This is a genomic window from Pedobacter jejuensis (genome assembly GCF_003725795.1).
Lineage (GTDB): Bacteria > Bacteroidota > Bacteroidia > Sphingobacteriales > Sphingobacteriaceae > Pedobacter > Pedobacter jejuensis.
Window position 1 is genome coordinate 150,930 of record NZ_RBEE01000043.1, and the last position, 19,409, is coordinate 170,338.

At 35.4% G+C, this 19,409-nt stretch carries 17 protein-coding genes and 1 riboswitch; of the genes, 8 read left to right on the forward strand and 9 right to left on the reverse strand.

Annotated elements, in window-relative coordinates; translation table 11 throughout:
* Window positions 1-145 precede the first annotated feature (145 nt).
* Window positions 146-347: riboswitch (cobalamin riboswitch) on the forward strand.
* A gap of 199 nt (window positions 348-546) precedes the next feature.
* Together metE and D7004_RS17255 are read left to right on the forward strand one after the other, a co-directional pair.
* The gene (gene metE / locus D7004_RS17250; protein ID WP_123207068.1) at window positions 547-2,880 is read left to right on the forward strand and encodes a 5-methyltetrahydropteroyltriglutamate--homocysteine S-methyltransferase; all 2,334 of its coding nucleotides are present in this window, start codon (window positions 547-549) and stop codon (window positions 2,878-2,880) included.
* 94 nt (window positions 2,881-2,974) lie between these two features.
* The gene (locus tag D7004_RS17255; RefSeq protein WP_123207069.1) at window positions 2,975-3,361 is read left to right on the forward strand and encodes an acyl-CoA thioesterase; all 387 of its coding nucleotides are present in this window, start codon (window positions 2,975-2,977) and stop codon (window positions 3,359-3,361) included.
* Between the two features lie 844 nt (window positions 3,362-4,205).
* Here D7004_RS17255 and D7004_RS17260 read toward each other — a convergent pair.
* From D7004_RS17260 to D7004_RS17270, 3 genes are read right to left on the reverse strand one after another with little or no spacing between them, the layout of a single operon-like run.
* Window positions 4,206-5,015: a phosphatidate cytidylyltransferase gene (locus tag D7004_RS17260; RefSeq protein ID WP_123207070.1), complete on the reverse strand. Its 810-nt coding sequence runs from the start codon at window positions 5,013-5,015 to the stop codon at window positions 4,206-4,208.
* Window positions 5,016-5,063: 48 nt separating this feature from the next.
* The gene (locus D7004_RS17265) at window positions 5,064-5,270 is read right to left on the reverse strand and encodes a putative signal transducing protein (protein WP_123207071.1); all 207 of its coding nucleotides are present in this window, start codon (window positions 5,268-5,270) and stop codon (window positions 5,064-5,066) included.
* A complete protein-coding gene (locus D7004_RS17270; protein WP_123207072.1) occupies window positions 5,251-6,177 on the reverse strand; it encodes a CPBP family intramembrane glutamic endopeptidase in 927 nt (308 codons plus the stop codon). The genes D7004_RS17265 and D7004_RS17270 overlap by 20 nt, the downstream gene beginning before the upstream one ends.
* A 43-nt stretch (window positions 6,178-6,220) precedes the next feature.
* On the opposite strand from D7004_RS17270, the gene dusB reads away from it, so the two are divergent.
* Window positions 6,221-7,228, forward strand: a complete 1,008-nt coding sequence (gene dusB, locus D7004_RS17275) for a tRNA dihydrouridine synthase DusB (RefSeq protein WP_123207073.1) — start codon at window positions 6,221-6,223, stop codon at window positions 7,226-7,228.
* Between the two features lie 36 nt (window positions 7,229-7,264).
* Window positions 7,265-7,651, forward strand: coding sequence for a Co2+/Mg2+ efflux protein ApaG (apaG, locus tag D7004_RS17280; RefSeq protein ID WP_123207074.1), 387 nt, complete (start codon window positions 7,265-7,267; stop codon window positions 7,649-7,651).
* A 191-nt stretch (window positions 7,652-7,842) separates the two neighbouring features.
* Here apaG and D7004_RS20760 read toward each other — a convergent pair whose 3' ends face one another.
* Window positions 7,843-8,022 carry a hypothetical protein gene (locus D7004_RS20760; protein WP_167459531.1) on the reverse strand — a complete coding sequence of 60 codons (180 nt, stop codon included), beginning with the start codon at window positions 8,020-8,022 and terminating at the stop codon, window positions 7,843-7,845.
* Between the two features lie 777 nt (window positions 8,023-8,799).
* Entirely contained in the window at window positions 8,800-9,495 is a 696-nt protein-coding gene (locus D7004_RS17285) for a zinc metallopeptidase (protein ID WP_123207075.1), read from the reverse strand.
* 84 nt (window positions 9,496-9,579) lie between these two features.
* Between D7004_RS17285 and D7004_RS17290 the strand changes: the two genes are divergently transcribed.
* On the forward strand, window positions 9,580-10,716 hold the full coding sequence (locus D7004_RS17290) for an NAD(P)/FAD-dependent oxidoreductase (RefSeq protein WP_123207076.1): 1,137 nt from the start codon (window positions 9,580-9,582) through the stop codon (window positions 10,714-10,716).
* On the opposite strand, the gene purU is transcribed toward D7004_RS17290, so the two are convergent.
* Complete coding sequence (purU, locus tag D7004_RS17295; protein ID WP_123207077.1) at window positions 10,717-11,556, reverse strand: formyltetrahydrofolate deformylase; 840 nt, start codon at window positions 11,554-11,556, stop codon at window positions 10,717-10,719.
* 160 nt (window positions 11,557-11,716) lie between these two features.
* On the opposite strand from purU, the gene D7004_RS17300 reads away from it, so the two are divergent.
* Window positions 11,717-13,093 carry a DNA recombination protein RmuC gene (locus D7004_RS17300; protein ID WP_123207078.1) on the forward strand — a complete coding sequence of 459 codons (1,377 nt, stop codon included), beginning with the start codon at window positions 11,717-11,719 and terminating at the stop codon, window positions 13,091-13,093.
* Window positions 13,094-13,432: 339 nt separating this feature from the next.
* Here the strand turns inward: D7004_RS17300 and thiL are convergent, their stop codons facing one another.
* Genes thiL through nadA form a run of 3 tightly spaced genes read right to left on the reverse strand, consistent with a single transcriptional unit; the run spans window position 13,433 to window position 16,779 of the window.
* Entirely contained in the window at window positions 13,433-14,473 is a 1,041-nt protein-coding gene (thiL, locus tag D7004_RS17305; protein WP_123207079.1) for a thiamine-phosphate kinase, read from the reverse strand.
* A gap of 42 nt (window positions 14,474-14,515) precedes the next feature.
* Window positions 14,516-15,751 carry a dicarboxylate/amino acid:cation symporter gene (locus D7004_RS17310; protein WP_123207080.1) on the reverse strand — a complete coding sequence of 412 codons (1,236 nt, stop codon included), beginning with the start codon at window positions 15,749-15,751 and terminating at the stop codon, window positions 14,516-14,518.
* Window positions 15,752-15,780: 29 nt separating this feature from the next.
* Window positions 15,781-16,779: a quinolinate synthase NadA gene (nadA, locus tag D7004_RS17315; protein ID WP_123207081.1), complete on the reverse strand. Its 999-nt coding sequence runs from the start codon at window positions 16,777-16,779 to the stop codon at window positions 15,781-15,783.
* A gap of 449 nt (window positions 16,780-17,228) precedes the next feature.
* Between nadA and nadB the strand changes: the two genes are divergently transcribed.
* Together nadB and D7004_RS17325 are read left to right on the forward strand one after the other, a co-directional pair.
* Window positions 17,229-18,815: an L-aspartate oxidase gene (gene nadB, locus D7004_RS17320; RefSeq protein WP_123207082.1), complete on the forward strand. Its 1,587-nt coding sequence runs from the start codon at window positions 17,229-17,231 to the stop codon at window positions 18,813-18,815.
* 69 nt (window positions 18,816-18,884) lie between these two features.
* Window positions 18,885-19,397, forward strand: coding sequence for a gamma carbonic anhydrase family protein (locus tag D7004_RS17325; RefSeq protein ID WP_123207083.1), 513 nt, complete (start codon window positions 18,885-18,887; stop codon window positions 19,395-19,397).
* Window positions 19,398-19,409 lie beyond the last annotated feature (12 nt).

Here is a 19,409-nt window from a genome sequence, read left to right on the forward strand (position 1 = left end):
AAATATATAACAGAAAAGCATCTCTAACATCCATGCTGTAAATTTGTTACAGTTTAGTTGGCTAATTTGTATAAAAACTAAATTGATTAACAATTCTTATCCATATTGCATACATTTGCCATCGATGTAAGTTCTTAACTTTATTTTTTCATCAACCGATATCGGTTTTACTTAGCTGTAGATTAAAAGGGAATCGTGTGTAAATCACGAACTGTCGCGCAACTGTAAGTTCTGTCTTTGTATAAATAGAGACAACAAATTATCAAAAATGCCACTGTACTTTCGGGTATGGGAAGGCGATAATTTGGGGATAAGTCAGGAGACCTGCCAAATATCGAATTGACGATGCTTTCGCGTTAAAAAGCAATTGGTCAGGTCTGATTTGTACAATAAAATTACCGTTTTATTAGGTGCTAACTTTCAGCTTTATTGCTGCGAAGATGGATCGCTGTGCATTAACCTTACCCTTTAAATTTTATCTCAAAACATTTTAAAATACTGTATCAAGGGCTTTTAAACGATTTATTTACTTAATCTTTAAAAGAGATGCTAACGCAAAATTTGGGTTATCCGCGTATTGGTAACCAACGAGAACTAAAAAAAGTCTGCGAAAATTATTGGGCAGGAAAAACCGGGTACAAAAATGTACTGCAGGTAGGTAAAAACATTCGCCATGAGAACTGGCTGATGCAAAAAGAATCGGGAATAGATGTCATTCCATCTAATGATTTTTCTTTTTATGATCATGTACTTGATCACTCCTTAACTTTTGGTGCGATTCCGAAAAGGTATAATGAGGTTATCCTTAAAAAGGGAAATTCTGAACTAGATTTGTATTTTGCTATGGCAAGAGGCTATCAAAAAGATGGTTTAGATGTGGTTGCAATGGAGATGACTAAATGGTTTGATACGAATTACCATTACATCGTTCCGGAGTTTTACAAAAACCAACCATTCAAACTCTTCTCAACCAAAATTATCGATGAATTTTATGAGGCGAAACAATTGGGTGTTCTTACGAAACCGGTTTTAATTGGTCCTGTTTCATATTTATTATTAGGAAAAGAGAAAGAGGCGGGCTTTGAAAAAATCGATTTAATTAAAAATCTTCTGCCAGTTTATTTGGATATTCTAACGCGATTAGATGCTTTAGAAGTTGAGTATGTTCAATTTGATGAGCCTTTTCTTACCCTCGATTTATCTGAAAAAGAACAGAAAGCATACGAATATGCCTACAAAGAAATCAGAAAAGCATTTCCCCGATTAAAAATTGTTTTAGCAACTTACTTCGAAGGTTTAGGGAATAATCTATCATTAACCTCTTCGCTTCCTGTAAATGTTTTGCATGTAGATTTAGTACGTTCGCCGCAACAATTAGAAGATGTTATATTAGCCTTAAATGATACAACTATTCTTTCTTTAGGCTTAGTTGATGGTAGAAACATCTGGAAAAATGATTTCGAGCATTCTCTTGAAACAATAAATAAAGCAACCGAAAAATTAGGTCAGGAGCGCATCTGGATTTCACCATCCTGTTCTTTAATTCATTCGCCTGTCGACTTAACTAACGAAACAAATGAGGAGAACCTCTCTACAGAAATAAAACAATGGCTTGCCTTTGCGAAACAAAAGGTAGCCGAAGTTGTAACACTGAAAAAACTTGCATCAAATGAAGGCCCTGCATCTACCCTGCAAAAACTCGAAGCAAATAAATTGGCGATTGCGAATCGAAAAAATTCAACCTTAATTCAAAATCCGGCAGTTAAACAAAGGGTTAAATCATTAAAAGGCGAAGATTCAAAACGCTTGAGTCCTTTTCCATCAAGAAAAACAAAACAGAAAGGCCTTAATTTACCACAATTTGCAACGACAACAATTGGATCTTTTCCGCAAACGGCAGAAGTTAGAAGTTGGCGTGCAAAGCTGAAAAATGGAACCTACTCGATGGAAGAATATAACACCTTAATTGCTGAAGAAACCGCAAAAGCGGTAAAATGGCAGGAGGAAATCGATTTGGATGTTTTGGTTCATGGCGAATTTGAGCGTAACGATATGGTTGAATATTTTGGTGAACAACTTTCGGGCTTTGCGTTTTCAAAAAATGGATGGGTACAGAGTTACGGCTCTCGCTGCGTAAAACCGCCAATAATTTTTGGCGATGTTTCTCGTCCGCAGGCGATGACCGTAAAATGGACTGCTTATGCGCAATCATTGACAACCAAGCACATGAAGGGAATGTTAACCGGTCCAGTTACCATTTTACAGTGGTCTTTTGTGCGTAATGACCAACCGCGTTCTGTAACCTGTACGCAAATCGCTTTGGCCATTCGAGATGAGGTATGCGACTTGGAAAAAGCCGGAATTAAGATTATCCAGATTGATGAACCGGCAATTAGAGAAGGTTTACCTTTGCGCAAGGCCGACTGGCAAAGTTACCTGAATTGGGCGGTTAAAGCTTTCCGGATTTCGGCAAGTGGTGTTCAGGATGAAACTCAGATCCATACGCACATGTGCTATTCTGAATTTAACGACATCATTCAAAATATTGCAGATATGGATGCTGATGTAATTACGATAGAAACTTCGCGTTCACAAATGGAACTGCTAGATGTTTTTGCAGATTTCAAATATCCTAATGAAATTGGTCCGGGTGTTTACGATATTCATTCGCCAAGAGTACCAAAAAGGGAGGAAATGATATCTTTGCTCAAAAAAGCAAAAGCAGTTATTCCGTCTGACCAGCTCTGGGTAAATCCCGATTGCGGATTAAAAACCCGTGGCTGGGATGAAACGAAAAAGGCTTTAATCGAAATGGTTGAAGCCGCTAAGGAGATGCGCAAGGCTGAACTTGTTTTAGACGAACAAGAGCATATAAATTAATTAATTTAGCCACGGAGACCAGAAAATACAGAATGAAAGTAAAAAATTCCGTGTAAATCTTGTTTCCGTGGCTAAAATATTATAAAACAAAATCATGACGCTAGAAGAAAGAATCATCGCTTCAAAAACCAGTATTTTTAAAGCTGTTTTCCCAAACACAACCAATCATTATGATACGCTTTTCGGAGGAACCGCAATGCACATGATGGATGAAGTTGCTTTTATAACCGCAACTCGGTTTAGCAGGCAAATTATGGTTACGGTACGCAGTGATAGAATTGATTTCAAAAAATCTATTCCGGCAGGAACAATTGTTGAGTTAATTGGTCAGGTTACTAAAGTTGGCAACACCAGTTTAAAGGTAAATGTTGAAATCTATATCGAACAAATGTATGCCGAAGGGCGAGAACTTGCCGTTCATGGAGATTTTACTTTCGTAGCAATTGATGAAAATAAGAAGCCGGTACAGGTAATTAAATAGAATGAATTACAGCTTAAAGGATAAAGAGTTTTGGCCAAATAAAAAATGAAAGCACATTGTAATAAGCGAATTCACGTTAAACATCCTGTTTTGCCCTCTTAAATTTCTTATATGGTAAAGAATTATCCGCCTAGCTTTGTGTTTTCTGTGCATTCCTTGCGGTCTCTGTAGTTAAAAATTGCTGCCTATAGGCTGTGACTTTGAGGTAAAATTATATCATCGCAAATCAATTTTTTATTAAAATATCATAATTAAATTTTTTGGAAAAAAAAGGACAGAATCGTTTCGGAAACTGTAGTCCCGCTAACCGCTTTAGCCCTCATAGAAAAATTCGGGGCTGCCGCTTTTATCGGGTTTAAAAACAAAGGAAGATTTTCTTTGCTTTGTTTTTAGAGGCAAGCTTATATGTTCTTAAATGTCTTATATGGTAAAGAATTATCTGCCTTAGCTTTGCGTGCTTTGCGCATTTCTTTGCGGCCTCTGCGGTAAAATACATTTAAGGAGATTGAACTATTTTGATTTTCGGAAAACAATGGAAAAGCTCTTCGGTAACTTCAGTTCCGCTAATCGCTATAGCCCTCATAGAAAAATTCGGGGCTGCCGCTTTTATCGGGTTTAAGAACAAAGGGAAGATTTTCTTCGCTTAGTTTTCAGGGACAAGCTTATATGTTCTTCAATGTCTTATATGGTAAAGAATTATCTGCCTAGCTTTGTGTGCTCTGTGAATTCCTTTGCAAACTCTGCGGAAAAATTATGTTTAACACCATCAATATATTTTACTTCATCTAAGCAAAATAAAACCCATGCGTTAAAAATTTTATTTGAATGATACAAAGCAAAGTTCCTAATACAAAATCAGGTATAGATATGCATAAACAACGGGTGCCGCCAATAATAAGCCATCAAAACGATCGAGCAAACCACCATGACCGGGAAGCAAGCCTCCGCTATCTTTTGTATCTAAACTGCGTTTAAGCATAGATTCTACCAAATCGCCCAAGGTACCAAAACTGGCTATTAGGATTGCCATTCCGACCCAAACTGTTGGTGTTGTTTCTTTAAAAATGAAGGATAAACCGTAAGCCACAAGCGCACTTGTAAACATCCCGCCAAAAAAGCCTTCCCAACTTTTCTTTGGCGAGTGGCGCTCAAATAATTTACGCTTACCGTACTTTACGCCGAATAAATATGCGCCAGTATCATTTGCCCAAAGCATTAATAAAAAGGCTAAAGGAAAGTGAAAATTATATTCGCTCCAATTGCTAATAAAACCCAAAGCGTGGAAAAAACAGAAAGGAAAAGTTATGTACGCAAAGCCAACAAATGTGTAAGAAATGTTCGCAAAAGGAATTTTGTTCTTTTTGTAAAGCTCAGTTATAAAAACCGAAAAAATTAATGGTACACAAAGTAATAGGTACTTAACATCATATTTTAAATAATGTAAGCCGGCAGCCATTAAAAAAATTAAAGCACCTGCAGCTAAACCAATATTTCTATGTGGCCTAATACCCGAAGTTTTTATCAACTTATAAAATTCGAATAGAGACAGTAAACTCAAAATCAAGTAAAACGCAGTGAACGTGTATGTTCCTAAAAACACAGACCCTAACATCACAATGGTAAAAAAGAAAGCCGTTATCGCCCTGGTTTTCATGATGAAAGTTGGAGAAGGGTTGACGGAAAAAGGAAAATATACATCGCGTTATTCAATTTCGTTTTTAACAATGTACTCAATCGCCTTATCGAAATCAACCTTATTTACCAAAACATGAATTTCTCCAATATTATAAGCAGAGAGCTGCTTGTTAATTACAACCGCAGGGATATCATCTTCAATTAATCCTTGTTTTAGTACTTCGGCTGCAAAGGCATCGCCAGTTGTATACACTTTAACCCAATTTTCGCTCACGTTGTGCTGTATTTTTAAAAAAGTTAAACAAAGCTATGGTTAATATCGCACTAATTAAATAGCCATACCATGGAAAACCAATTGGATCTTCGGTTTTATCTAAAGGCATATTGTGTTTTTGCATATATAAGGCCATACAAACTGCGTAAGCATTATTAATAAAGTGAGCTAACATGGCGTACCAAATGCTTCCGCTGAAATAATATAAATAACCAAAGCCCGCACCAAGTAGTAATCTTGGCAAAAAACCATAAAACTGCATGTGTATAGCGCTAAAAATTATAGCGGATATCCATATCGCTGCGTGAGGATTGTTAAATGCTTTATTAAGCGAACGTTGTACACCTCCCCGGAACATAAGTTCTTCGCCTATGGCAGGTAAAACCGCAATCATAATTAAGTTTACTACAAAATCCCAATTGTTGCGGACGGTTAAAAGCTGAATCGTCATCCGCATTGCGGCCTCTTCGCTCTGCTTCATCCAGGTTTCCAGCCACTTTAAGCCCGAAGGTAAGCTCATTTTTTGATTCCAAATGGCCGTCCATTCCATAAATGGCATAGAGACAATCATTATAACCAAAACGAGAAAAAGTAGTATCACCTGTGGATTCCCAAAACCATAAAAATTGGAAGGCTTTATCCTATTTGTGTAGGCTAATGCAAGCGGTGGTACAATGAACATTCCTATTGATGTGCCAATCTGCAATATTTTAAGTGCGCCTATAAATTTTGGGTCGCCGGCAGCAATTAGGTTATAATCTTTAACTATTGCGAAACCATAAATAGATAAAATTATAACAAAAGATATAATGGTGAATATAATTGCACCAACTACCGCGTAAAATAAAAGTAAAAGTAATTGCAGAAAAGGATTGATTTCTTCCTGATTGGATGTAGCGACATTCATTATTTGTACCTTTGTATGTTTTATTAATCGTTGAAGATAGAAAATGTCTGTTAAGATAGGAAATATAGATTTAGGTGAATTCCCTTTGTTGCTTGCGCCAATGGAAGATGTTAGCGATCCTCCGTTTCGTTTTGTATGCAAGCAAAACGGTGTAGATATGATGTACACTGAGTTTATTTCATCTGAAGGATTAATTAGAGATGCTGCTAAAAGTCTGCAAAAACTCGATATTTTTGAATATGAACGCCCTATTGGGATTCAGATTTTTGGTGGAGATATTGAACATATGCGTGAAGCCTCAGAAATTGCATCGGCTGCTAATCCAGATTTGGTTGATATTAATTATGGATGCCCCGTAAAAAATGTTGTTTGTAAAGGAGCAGGATCAAGCCTTTTAAGAGATATTGATAAGATGGTTAAAATGACTGAAGCCGTTGTTAAAGCTTCGCATTTACCTGTTACGGTTAAAACACGTTTGGGCTGGGATGATGATAGTAAAAATGTTTACGAGGTTGCTGAGCGATTGCAGGATGTAGGCATTCAGGCACTAACCATTCACGGTAGAACAAGGGCACAGTTGTACAAGGGCGAAGCCGATTGGTCTTTAATAAGAGAAATTAAGCGTAATCCTCGTATTAAAATCCCCATTTTTGGTAATGGCGATATAGATAGCCCTGAAAAGGCTGCAAACTGGCGAATGGAATATGAAGTTGATGGCATTATGATTGGCAGAGCCGCCATCGGTTACCCATGGATTTTTAGAGAGGTTAAACATTTTTTTAAAACAGGTGAACATTTAGCCGGGCCAACTATTGAAGAAAGAATCGATGTTTGCCGAACACATTTGGAAAAATCTATTGAATGGAAAGGACCGAAAACTGGTGTGTTTGAAATGCGCCTCCATTATGCCAATTACTTTAAAGGTTTACCAGATTTTAAACCTTACCGTATGCGTTTGGTTTCAGAAGGAGATATCAGTAACATTTACAGCATTTTAGACGAAGTGGCAGAAAAATTTGCCAACTACGATCCGGCCAATCAACTGGCTTGATTTTTGAAATGATTTTAGTACATTCGTTAAATCATCATGGTTACAGCAATTACAGATGGGGTTAAGGTTTCAGTAGAAACTATCTATCAGCCAGAATATTCCAATCCGGCTAATGAGCATTTTATGTTCGCATATCGCATAGAAATTTCAAATCTTTCTGATTATCAGGTTCAGTTGATGCGCCGCCAATGGGTTATTTTTGATTCAAATAGCAGTAGAAGAGAAGTGGATGGTGAAGGCGTTGTTGGTGTACAACCAATTATAAATCCTGGTGAAAGCCATGTTTATGTTTCAGGTTGTAATTTAAAAACTGATATCGGCAGTATGAAAGGAACCTATTTAATGAAACGATTGGTAGATGAAGGAGAATTCGAAGTTGATATACCAGAATTTCAGTTAATTGCTCCGTATAAGTTAAATTAAAGTTATGCTCTTTTATCCCCAGATTTTAAAGAGTATCAGAAGAATAAGCGGTTCTGTCTATATCGCGGCCACTTGTTCCGCTATCGCCTGTAGCCTTGCTAAAACACTAAGGTAGTTGCAAACTAAGGCAAGGAACTAAAACATTTTGTTAATTAGTTCCATTAAAATTACTGCCTTTTATATCCATAAATTTAAAGAATATTAAGAAAATGAACGGTTCTGTCTATATGGCGGCCACTTACCCCGCTATCGCCTGTAGCCTTGCTCGTACCTCGCTTCGGGCTACCTGGCTCTATCGGGTTTAGTAACAAAGATTTTTTCCTTTCCTCAGGCTTTTCTAAAACACTAAAGGTAGTTGCAAACCAAGTCAAAGAACGAATTAACTTCGTTAACTAGCCCCGACATACACGGAAATACTTTTGGTTGCAAATACTTTAATTTTCAGATAAACCAAACACCAAAAGATTGAAGTATTGGCGGGACTGAAGCTGCCGAAGAACTACTGCCGTTAAGCTTCTAATAATTTGGACTACCAAACAATTATTTTTAGGCGTACATATTTTAATTGCGTTCTTCTGATTACAATTAAACTTTCATAAAAAGTGCCTTGTATTTAAATCATACGAAGCACTACTACCCATCACAATTCTAATAAAACTAGGAACTAAAACATTTTGTTAATTAGCTCCATTAAAATTACTGCCTTTTGTATCACTAAATTTTAAAAAATACTAAGAAAATGAGCGGCCACTTGCCCCGCTATCGCCTGTAGCCTTGCTCGTACCTCGCTTCGGGCTACCTGGCTCTATCGGGTTTAGTAACAAAGATTTTTTCCTTTCCTCAGGCTTTGCTAAAACACTAAAGGCAGTTGCAAACTAAGGCTAAGAACTAAAACATTTTGTTAACTAGCCCCGACATACACGGAAATACTTTTGGTTGCAAATACTTTAATTTTCAGCTAAACCAATCACCAAAAGATTGAAGTATTGGCGGGACTGAAGCTGCCGAAGAACTACTGAACTTGCGCTACAAAAAAAAATAATTTATTCTAATCAATTAAAATTGAAAGCCTTATAGTTTAAATGCAAAAGCGGCCGAAAAATTAATTCCGAACCGCTTTACTACTTTCATAGGTAAATGAAAATATCTTAATCTCTTGCTCTACCAAATAACATCGAAGCGTAATAAAGTAAATTTGCGAGGGCTCCAATTGCTGCAACTACATAAGTCATTGCTGCCCACCATAAGGCATCTTTAGCCTGACTATTTTCCTCTTGCGTTTGCATTACACCTTGATTATTTTTCAACCAGGTTAAGGCTCGCTTACTTGCATCAAATTCTACAGGTAAAGTAACTATACTAAAAACTGTTACCAATGCTAAGCCAACTACGCCTATCGCTAAAACAATGGGTGTAACTGAAAATACCAGTAACATTACGCCTAACAACATTACCCACTGCAATAAGTTTGATGAAATGCTTACTACTGGCACCATTGTACTACGTAAATTTAACCAAGTATAAGATTTTGCATGTTGAACGGCATGCCCACATTCGTGTGCTGCAACTGCCGCAGCGGCCACGCTTCGGCTATAATATACATCTGTACTTAAATTTACGGTTCTATCTGTTGGATTGTAATGATCTGTAAGTTGTCCTTCGGTACTCATCACCTTCACATCGAATATGCCGTTATCGTGCAGCATTCGTTCTGCCACTTCCTTTCCCGATAAGCCCGAGCTTAATTGCATTTCTGCGTATTTAGAAAATTTATGCCTAAAACGCCATTGTACAAACATGCTCAGCAATAATACCGGGACGATTAAAATTAAATAAACTCCCATTTTCTTTTGTGTATGTTTTTCAGTTTGCAGTATATCAAAAAGCGATCCTTTATTAAATGTGGGTGGAATTACATATTTTAGTTTATGAGTTCGAACCTTTCTTATTGGGAAAAATCAACATTTTTTAACTTCGATGTAGTTGTTATTGGTAGTGGTATTGTTGGCTTAAATGCAGCAATTCATCTAAAAAAGGCTTTGCCGCTGCTTAAAATTTTAGTTTTAGAAAGAGGCTTTTTACCATCGGGGGCTAGTACAAAAAACGCAGGTTTTGCCTGTTTTGGTAGCATTTCTGAACTAATAGAACAAGAAGGTATTTGTGGAACAGATGGGCTAATGCTATTGATTGAAAAACGTTGGAAAGGTTTGCTGAAACTTAGAGCATTACTGGGTGATGAAAAGCTAGATTATAAGCAATACGGTGGCTTCGAATTGTTTACAAATGACGATGATGCCTTGACTGAACAATGTGTATCTAAAATTGAACATTACAATCAACTTATATCACCAATTGTTGGTTCACAGGCGTTTTGCATCGCAAATAATAAAATCGATTCCTTTGGGTTTAAAAATGTGAAAAATCTTATCTATAACCAATATGAAGCACAAATTGATACTGGTAAGATGATGTTTAACCTGATTCAGCTCGCACAATCGCTGCAAATTTTTATATTAAACAATTGCGAAGTAGCGGAAATTATTTCAGATGATAATCAGGAGATAATCATTACCAATCAAGGTAGGTTTTATTGCAAACGCGTAATTGTAACCACAAATGCATTTGTAAAATCGCTTTTGCCTGGTTTAGATGTTGAACCTGGAAGAGGCCAGGTATTAATTACCAAGCCAATTAGAAATTTAAAAATTGAAGGAACCTTTCATTACGATAAAGGTTTCTATTATTTCAGAAATATTAATGATAGGGTTTTATTAGGTGGAGGGCGCAATCTAGATTTTAAAACTGAGGAAACAACAGCTTTCGGGCAGACCGCTGTTGTTCAAAAAGCTTTAGAAACCTTGCTTCGACAAACCATTTTACCGGATACACACTTTGAAATAGACGAACGTTGGAGTGGCATTATGGCTTTTGGAAAATACCTCGAACCAATAATAACTGAGGCCAAACCAAATGTATTTTGTGCTGCCCGATGCAACGGAATGGGCATTGCAATGGGCAGCCAAACGGGTACAGATGCAGCGGAATTGGTCATGAAAAGTTTATAACTATTTAAACACAATCGTTTTATTCCTGTTTACAAAAATTCTATCTTCAAAAATTAATTCTAAGGCTTCCAGCAAAACTTTTTTCTCTATTTCTTTACCAGCACGAACCATTTCCTTTACGCCAAAATTATGATCGACATGGGTGGTATGCTGCGTTATAATTGGTCCTTCGTCTAAATTATCGGTTACGAAATGAGCAGTAGCACCAATAATTTTAACACCGCGTTCAAATGCTTGTCGGTACGGATTTGCACCAATAAAAGCGGGTAAAAACGAGTGGTGAATGTTAATAATTTTGCCAGCATAATCTTTAACAAAATCTGCAGAAAGGATTCTCATAAATTTTGCCAGCACTATGTAATCGATATCGAACTGGTTGATAATTGTTTTCATTTCTTGCTCAAATGCACTTTTATCTTTATCTGCATGGCTAACATAAAAATACGGAATGCCTAGTTGCTCGGTAAATTCTTTTAATTCTTCATAATTACCAATTACACATTTTACGTTTGCTCCAAGCGTTTTAAATTGATTCTTTATTAGAATTTCTGCAAGGCAATGGTATTCTTTTGTAACCAATATGGCAATCTGCTTATCTAATTGGGTAATTAAATTAACTATCGCATTATCTGGCAGATTATTGAGTAAAATTTGTTTAAGTTTTTCTTGTTCATTAACATTCCCTACACAGGCAATACGGGTAAAAAAAGCTCGATTGGGTTCATCAACAAATTCTCTCATAGCAACTATATTAAGTTGATGCGCTGCTAAAACTCGAGTAATATTGGTAACCAAACCAACCTGATCGGGACAAGAAATTAAGATTGTTAATTCATTCATCTATTGATATTTTATAATCAAGTATAAGAAATTTGCCTAATGATTTTTACATAAAATTATTTTGATATATCATAATTGATGGTGTTTATTACAATATACAAAGCAAAATATTTTGGTAAAACTGTTTTAATTAACGATTTTTACTAAAATTTTTATCATTATGGAAACTGCTGCTATTGTACTTTTAATTGTAATTCTGCTAGTCCTAATTCTTCTCTTTTTTAAAAAACAACAAACTTTAACGCCAATAATTTCTATTGAAGAGCTTGAAAAAATTAGACTAGACAACGAGCAATTAAAAATAAATTTAGCAAGGGCAGAAGAAAGAGTTTCTAACTTATCGGCAGAAAAAGATAACATTACAAAATTGCTTAAAGATGAACAGCAAAGGTTGATAGATGAGCTGCAATTAGAACGGGATAATTTGGCAGATGCAAATCGAGAATTGGAAGGTACTCGATCCTTTTATCAGGCAGAAAAGGAAAAACTAGTCGAACAAAAGTTAAATTTTGAACAATCGCAAGAAAGGTTGAACAAGGATTTTCAGTTAATAGCCAATAAAATATTAGAAGAAAAATCCACCAGATTTGTAGAGCAGAATAGAACAAATTTAGATTTGATTTTAAATCCGTTAAAAGAAAATATCAAGGCTTTTGAAGAAAAGGTGGAAAAGGTTTACAAGGCCGAATCAGACGAACGTAATATTTTAAAAGGTGTAATATCTGAATTGCAAATTCAAAGTAAACTTATTCAGGAAGATGCCAATAACTTAACCAAAGCCTTAAAAGGCGATAATAAAAAACAAGGAAACTGGGGTGAAATTATTTTGGAAAAGGTTTTAGAACGTTCAGGTTTGGTTCGCGACCAAGAATATCGGATCCAATCTACTCACTCTTCGGCAGATGGCGGTAGATACCAACCTGATGTGGTAATAGATTTACCTGATGATAAACACCTTGTTGTAGATGCAAAGGTTAGTTTAATTGCTTATGAGCGTTATGTATCGGCCGAGACTGATGAAGAGCGTGAAGGACACGTAAAAGCGCATTTGGCTTCGATAAAAAATCATATTCTTTCCTTATCCTCAAAAAACTATCAAGAATTATATAAAATCAATTCTCCTGATTTTGTTTTGCTTTTTGTTCCGATAGAGTCTTCCTTTAGTATTGCCGTCCAAAAAGATGCAGAACTATTTAATTTTGCCTGGGATAGAAGGGTGGTGATAGTGAGTCCATCTACTTTGTTGGCCACTTTACGTACTATAGCCAGCATGTGGAAACAGGAAAAACAAAATAGAAACGTATTTGAAATAGCCGAACAAGCAGGTTTTTTATACGAAAAGTTTGTAGGATTTTTAAAAGATATGGAAGATATAGGCAAGCATATCGGTTCTACACAGAAAGCTTATGATGGGGCGTTTAATAAACTAAAAGATGGCTCTGGAAATGTGATAGTAAAAATTGAAAACCTTAAAAAATTAGGTGCGAAGGTTAAAAGCAATAAGCAAATTGATTTTAAGTATTTAGAAGGAGAGTAGATAATAATGAAACCAACTCCCTTTTAATTCCGCAGACATATTTGCGTTTTTGAATAGCTTAGATAAAAACTTCTCATTTGTTTGATGTTCGTTTCAAACTATCTTTACCAAAATCACTTGCAAGCCTAAACATCCTGAGTTCAATTTTAAACTTAATATTTGCTGTTTAATTGCCGTATTGCTTGTACGACACGTCATGCTGAATTTATTTCAGCATCTTTCCTGTAAATAAGACCCTGAAATAAATTCAGGGTGACGTTAACTAAAAAAAAGCAGCTTATCAATAATGTGAAGAATACGTTCTATGAAATCTTGATGTATTAATTCTTTTCTCATTATTTACTTATTAAAAGCGTTCCATCCCTGCGCCTTCAATTCATGTACATTATTTGATTTAGAAACCATTTTACACCCCGAATTCTTATCCGTAACATGGCCAATAACCGTAATATCTACATCATGTTTCAACTTTTTATAATCTTCCTGACTTATGGTAAATAACAATTCATAATCTTCGCCACCACTTAAAGCACAAACAGTTGGGTCGATACCCAATTCGCGAGCGGTTTCGTAAGTCATTGGATCTAAAGGAATCTTATCTTCATAAATTGTAATTCCCTTATCGCTCTCAGTAGCTAAATGCAAAATTTCTGATGCTAAACCGTCTGAAACATCAATCATAGAAGTTGGCTTAATATCCATATCTTCCAAAAGTGCAACAATATCCATTCTTGCCTCAGGTTTCAACTGTCTTTCTATAATGTAATCTTTGCCTTCTAAATCTGGTTGAATTTGAGGGTTTTCTAAGTAGATTAATTTCTCTCTTTCTAATATTTGTAATCCAACATAAGCACCACCTAAATCACCAGAAACGCAAAGCAAATCATGTTCTTGAGCACCATTTCTGTAAGTAACTTTATCCGCATCGGCATAACCAATACTTGTAATGCTAATTACCAAACCTTGCTTGCTTGATGAAGTATCGCCTCCTATTAAATCGATGTTAAACTTATTACAAGCCAACTCGATCCCTTTATACAATTCTTCTACAGCTTCTAGTGGAAATTTGCTCGACAAACCCAGAGAAACTGTAATTTGACTTGCCTTACCGTTCATGGCATAAATATCACTCAAATTAACCTGAACCGCTTTATAACCTAAATGCATTAAAGGAACATAAGCCAAATCGAAATGTATTCCTTCTAACAATAAATCGGTAGAAACCAGCACTTGCTGGCCTTTTGCATCTAAAACCGCTGCATCATCTCCAACCCCTTTAACAGAATAATCGTTTTTTATTTTGAAATTATTTGTAAGGTATTTAATTAAACCAAACTCTCCTAACTCGTTAATATCGGTACGTTCTTTATTTTCAAACATATTTTTTAATGGAGTAAACTCCTTTTTTTAATTTTTAAATAATTAGGATGATAGCTTTTGCTCCATCCAATTTTTTCCTTCGGTAAATCTTGCAATTAACATTGCCGCAACATTATCGCCGGTAGCATTTAATAAAGTAGCCATTGGATCAACCAATGTTCCAATTATCATAGCTGGTGGTAAGGCTTCAGGAGGAAGCTGATACGCTGATATCATCAATAATTCTCCAATGTAACCTCCATTGGGTATGCCACCTTCAACAATACTCACCAAAACTGTAATACCTAATGCTAAAATTATGGTATCAACATGTACCAAATCTTTACCAAAAATTGCAAAGACAACAGCTATTTTAATAATCGAACTTATACTAGAGCCATCTTTATGCAAAGTTGAACCTAATGGAATAGTAACATTTGTTATGTAGGCAGGAACACCCATTTTAGCTGCGCCTTCCAAGTTTGCCGGAATAGTAGCAATGCTACTGCAGGTGCCGATTGATGTTAATGATGGAACAATGTTATTCTTCCAAAAAACTTTAATTGCTTTAAATCCACCAGCTACGAAAGCATATAACGTAAAAAAAACGATAAAATAAAATGCGCCAACTCCATAGTATAAGCCTAATGCTTTTGCGTAAGTACCAAAAAGCTGCGGACCAAAAACGCCAACCTGATAAGCAAAGTAGGCACCCAAACCAATTGGTCCGAGTTTCATAATTAAAATAATGAGTTTTTTCATTACCTCATTCCCAGAAACCAGAAAGTTTTTAAAGCCATCACCATCTTTACCAGCGTATAATGTTGAAAAACCAACCAAAACCGAAAAAATAATTAGCGCAAGCATATTTTTTCTACTTCCAATTTCATAAAATTCCCCAACGGTTAAAAGCTGGGTCATTTGTTCGCCTACAGATTGTAATTTTTCATTTTCAATAGGTAAAGTACTATTCCCTAATTGCTGATGGATGGGGAATACCCTTGTAGCGACTAAGGTTAAAACTGCTGATATTAAGATAGTAGATAAGAATACCAAAACCATTACAGTTAATAATTTTCCTAATTTTTTCGTTCTATCAATATTTGCAATAGCAGATGAAACTGCAAAAAATACTAATGGAATTACAGCGGTAAACAACAAATTCAAAAATATATCACCAAGCGGTTTAATACTTTCTACACTTTTTCCAAAAATTAAACCAACTATACTCCCAACAGTAATACCTGCCAAGAGCCATAATAAGCCCGAGTAATTTTTAAGAATGTTGTTTATTTTCATTTTGTATTCACATTGTCTGTGGTAGTTTTCTATAATCCCAATTCTGCCGAAATATCAAGCATTCTTTGAATTGGTTTACGTGCAAGTTCTATAATATGTTCTGGTACAGTTATTTCTGGTAAACCATTTTTAATACATAAATATAGTTTTTCTAAAGTATTTCTTTTCATGTATGGGCAATCGTTACAGGCACAACTGTTATTTGGCGGTGCCGGAATAAAAGTTTTTGTAGGATTTGCCTTCTCCATTTGATGAATAATTCCACTTTCTGTTGCTACTATAAATTCTGAAGCAGGATTATTGATGGTATATTTTAGAAGTCCGGTGGTTGAGCCTATATAATCAGCCATTTTCAAAATTACTTCCTCACATTCTGGATGAGCAATAAATTTGGCATTTGGGTGGCGTTCTTTTAATTTGGTAATTTTCTCCTGAGAGAAAATTTCATGAACCATACAAGCTCCATTCCAAAGCACTAAATCTCTACCAGTTTTTTTTGCTACATATGCACCTAAATTCCTATCAGGCCCGAATATAATTTTTTGATCTTTTGGTAAGCTTTCTACAATTTGAACAGCATTGGTTGATGTACAAACAATATCACTCAAAGCTTTTAACTCTGCTGTGCAATTCACGTAAGTAATTACTAAATGATCAGGGTATTTTTCCTTGAACTTTCTAAACAAATGTGGTGGGCAGCTATCAGCTAGTGAACAACCAGCTTTAACATCGGGCAATAAAACTTTTTTTGATGGTGATAAAATCTTTGCTGTTTCGGCCATGAAATGGACGCCTGCAAATACAATTACATCTGCGTCGGTTTTTGCAGCTTCTTGAGATAAACCCAAACTATCACCAATATAATCTGCAATATCTTGTATATCAGGTTCTTGATAATAATGCGCTAGAATAATTGCATTCTTTTCCTTTTTCAATTTCTCAATTTCAGCAAAAAGGTCGAGGGTTGGATCAATTGCTTCATCCACAAATCCTTTTTGATTAATTTCTTCTAAAATATCAATGTTCATTTTAAATTTTCCCTTTTTTTGAATTTCGACGTTGGTCAAAGATAAAGCTTTCCACGTTTCAATAATTAATAAGTTATTTTAAATAAATAGATCTTGTTTGTTTATTAGTGTGTTAGTAATGTTGGCAAGTTTGCTAAAAAAGTTCTTTAATGTAAGTTGTTAATCGTTTACTAACATTCATATTACATTTTATTAATATAATCGGATTGATTTTCAGGACTATCGAGAAACGTCTTAAATTTTATCAATACTGGAATGTTAATTGTTTATAAAGTTTAAAAAGTTAATTACTTACACAAATGTGCTTAAAAATTGGGCAAAAGATTGTGGCAAATTATCTTTTTACAGTAGCTTTAAACATTCTAATTTATTTGTTAGTATAGTTTATACATTGTGTTAACACTTTACTGATAGTTGTTAACATTGAAGATAATTTAAGATTTTATTTGATGAGGAAGGTAGATTTTCTAGTAATTGGTTCAGGTATAGCGGGTTTAAGTTTTGCTTTAAAGGCTGCTAAGTTTGGTAAGGTATTAATTGTTACTAAATCAAATGAAGATGAATCTAATACAAAGTATGCACAAGGTGGAGTAGCTGTTGTTGTTGATAAAGGTGATTCTTTTGAAAAACATATACAAGATACTTTGATTGCTGGTGATGGATTATGTGATGAAAAAATTGTAGAGATTGTAGTAAAAGAAGGGCCTCAACGCATTCAGGAGATTATTGACTACGGCATTAATTTCGATAAAGACAATTCTGGCTTCTATGATTTAGCAAAAGAAGGTGGTCATTCTGAACACCGGGTTTTGCACTACAAGGACATTACCGGGTATGAGATTGAACGTGTTTTATTGCAGGAAATTCATGAAAATCCTAACATAGAGATATTAACACACTACTTTGCACTGGAGTTGATTACACAACATCACCTTGGTGAATTTGTTGATAAACGTACCGAAGATATTAACTGTTATGGTATATATGCCTTTAATACAGAGCTTAACGATGTGGAAAAGATTGTTGCAAACGTTACAGTGATGGCTTCGGGAGGCGCCGGACATGTATATTCTGCAACGACAAATCCTGTCATTGCCACAGGCGATGGCATGGCAATGGTTTATCGTGCAAAGGGAAAAGTTCGTAACATGGAGTTTATTCAGTTCCATCCAACAGCTTTATATCATCCTGGAGAGTATCCTTCCTTTTTAATATCCGAAGCTGTTCGTGGTTTCGGAGGTGTGCTTCGACGTAAAAACGGAGAAGAGTTTATGCATGAATACGACGAGCGTAAATCGTTAGCTCCTCGTGATATTGTAGCTAGGGCAGTAGATAATGAGATGAAAAAGTCTGGAGATGAGTTTGTTTATCTCGATATTACCATGCGCAAGAAGGCCGATATACTTAAGCATTTTCCAAATATTTATGCTAAATGCCTATCTATTGGTATAGATATGACGAAAGATTTTATTCCGGTTACGCCTGCATCTCATTATATGTGCGGCGGAATTTTGGTTGATGAGTACGGACGTTCATCTATTAAAAATTTATATGCATGTGGAGAATGTTCTTCAACCGGCTTGCATGGAGCTAATAGATTGGCTTCCAATTCTTTATTAGAAGCAACAGTTTTTGCACATCGTATTTATCAGGATGCTATAGAAAATTTTAAAAATAACATCATACCTGATAATATACCTGAGTGGGATGCTAAAGGTGTTACACAAACCAACGAAGATGTTTTAGTTACACATAATCTTAGAGAATTACAAAAAGTTATGGGCGATTATGTTGGAATAGTACGTTCAGATTTTAGATTAGAAAGAGCACACAGAAGATTGTTTTTAATCCATCAGGAAACAGAAGAATTTTATAAAAAGAATAAAGTTTCCGTTCAGCTTTGCGAATTAAGAAATGTAATACAAACTGCTTATTTGGTTATTAAGTCAGCGATGCAACGTAAAGAAAGCAGGGGATTACATTTTACGACTGATTACCCTGATCATGCAGATAAGTTGATAGATACAGTTTTTTAATTCCTAAATCCCTTGAATATAATTTTAAATCCTTAGGACATTTTACATATACCATCTTACATTTTTAATATGCCGTTAATACTTCCTGTAAAAGATAAATACCCTACACTAGGAAAAGATAATTTCATAGCTGAGAACGCCACCATAGTAGGTGATGTAGTTATTGGTGATAATTGTTCAGTTTGGTTTAATGCAGTTGTTAGAGGCGATGTAAATGCCATAACAATTGGAAATGAATCAAACATTCAGGATGGTGCTGTAATTCATGCTACCTATTTAAAGGCATCCACTCATATAGGCAATCGGGTTTCTGTTGGTCATAATGCAATTGTTCACGGTTGTACCGTTCAAGACAATGTTTTAATAGGCATGGGTGCCATTGTTATGGATCATGCAATTATAGAAGAGTATTGTATTATAGCTGCAGGATCGGTTGTGTTAGAAAACACCATTTGTGAAACCGGATACCTTTATGCCGGAACACCTGCAAAAAAAATAAAGCCCATAACTGAAGAGCAAAGGGCTTTATTAAATAAGCTACCAGATAATTATATTATGTATTCTGGCTGGTTTACAACATAATATAGAAGACTA

What these genes read in the sequence shown, in the direction of transcription:
- apaG (WP_123207074.1), top strand. Translation starts at nt 7,265, where the DNA reads ATGGTTACAGCAATTACAGATGGGGTTAAGGTTTCAGTAGAAACTATC.
- dusB (WP_123207073.1), top strand. Translation starts at nt 6,221, where the DNA reads ATGTCTGTTAAGATAGGAAATATAGATTTAGGTGAATTCCCTTTGTTG.
- D7004_RS17260 (WP_123207070.1), bottom strand. Translation starts at nt 5,015, where the DNA reads ATGAAAACCAGGGCGATAACGGCTTTCTTTTTTACCATTGTGATGTTA.
- nadA (WP_123207081.1), bottom strand. Translation starts at nt 16,779, where the DNA reads ATGAACATTGATATTTTAGAAGAAATTAATCAAAAAGGATTTGTGGAT.
- D7004_RS17270 (WP_123207072.1), bottom strand. Translation starts at nt 6,177, where the DNA reads ATGAATGTCGCTACATCCAATCAGGAAGAAATCAATCCTTTTCTGCAA.
- D7004_RS17310 (WP_123207080.1), bottom strand. Translation starts at nt 15,751, where the DNA reads ATGAAAATAAACAACATTCTTAAAAATTACTCGGGCTTATTATGGCTC.
- D7004_RS17325 (WP_123207083.1), top strand. Translation starts at nt 18,885, where the DNA reads ATGCCGTTAATACTTCCTGTAAAAGATAAATACCCTACACTAGGAAAA.
- D7004_RS17300 (WP_123207078.1), top strand. Translation starts at nt 11,717, where the DNA reads ATGGAAACTGCTGCTATTGTACTTTTAATTGTAATTCTGCTAGTCCTA.
- nadB (WP_123207082.1), top strand. Translation starts at nt 17,229, where the DNA reads ATGAGGAAGGTAGATTTTCTAGTAATTGGTTCAGGTATAGCGGGTTTA.
- metE (WP_123207068.1), top strand. Translation starts at nt 547, where the DNA reads ATGCTAACGCAAAATTTGGGTTATCCGCGTATTGGTAACCAACGAGAA.
- thiL (WP_123207079.1), bottom strand. Translation starts at nt 14,473, where the DNA reads ATGTTTGAAAATAAAGAACGTACCGATATTAACGAGTTAGGAGAGTTT.
- D7004_RS17255 (WP_123207069.1), top strand. Translation starts at nt 2,975, where the DNA reads ATGACGCTAGAAGAAAGAATCATCGCTTCAAAAACCAGTATTTTTAAA.
- purU (WP_123207077.1), bottom strand. Translation starts at nt 11,556, where the DNA reads ATGAATGAATTAACAATCTTAATTTCTTGTCCCGATCAGGTTGGTTTG.
- D7004_RS17285 (WP_123207075.1), bottom strand. Translation starts at nt 9,495, where the DNA reads ATGGGAGTTTATTTAATTTTAATCGTCCCGGTATTATTGCTGAGCATG.
- D7004_RS17290 (WP_123207076.1), top strand. Translation starts at nt 9,580, where the DNA reads ATGAGTTCGAACCTTTCTTATTGGGAAAAATCAACATTTTTTAACTTC.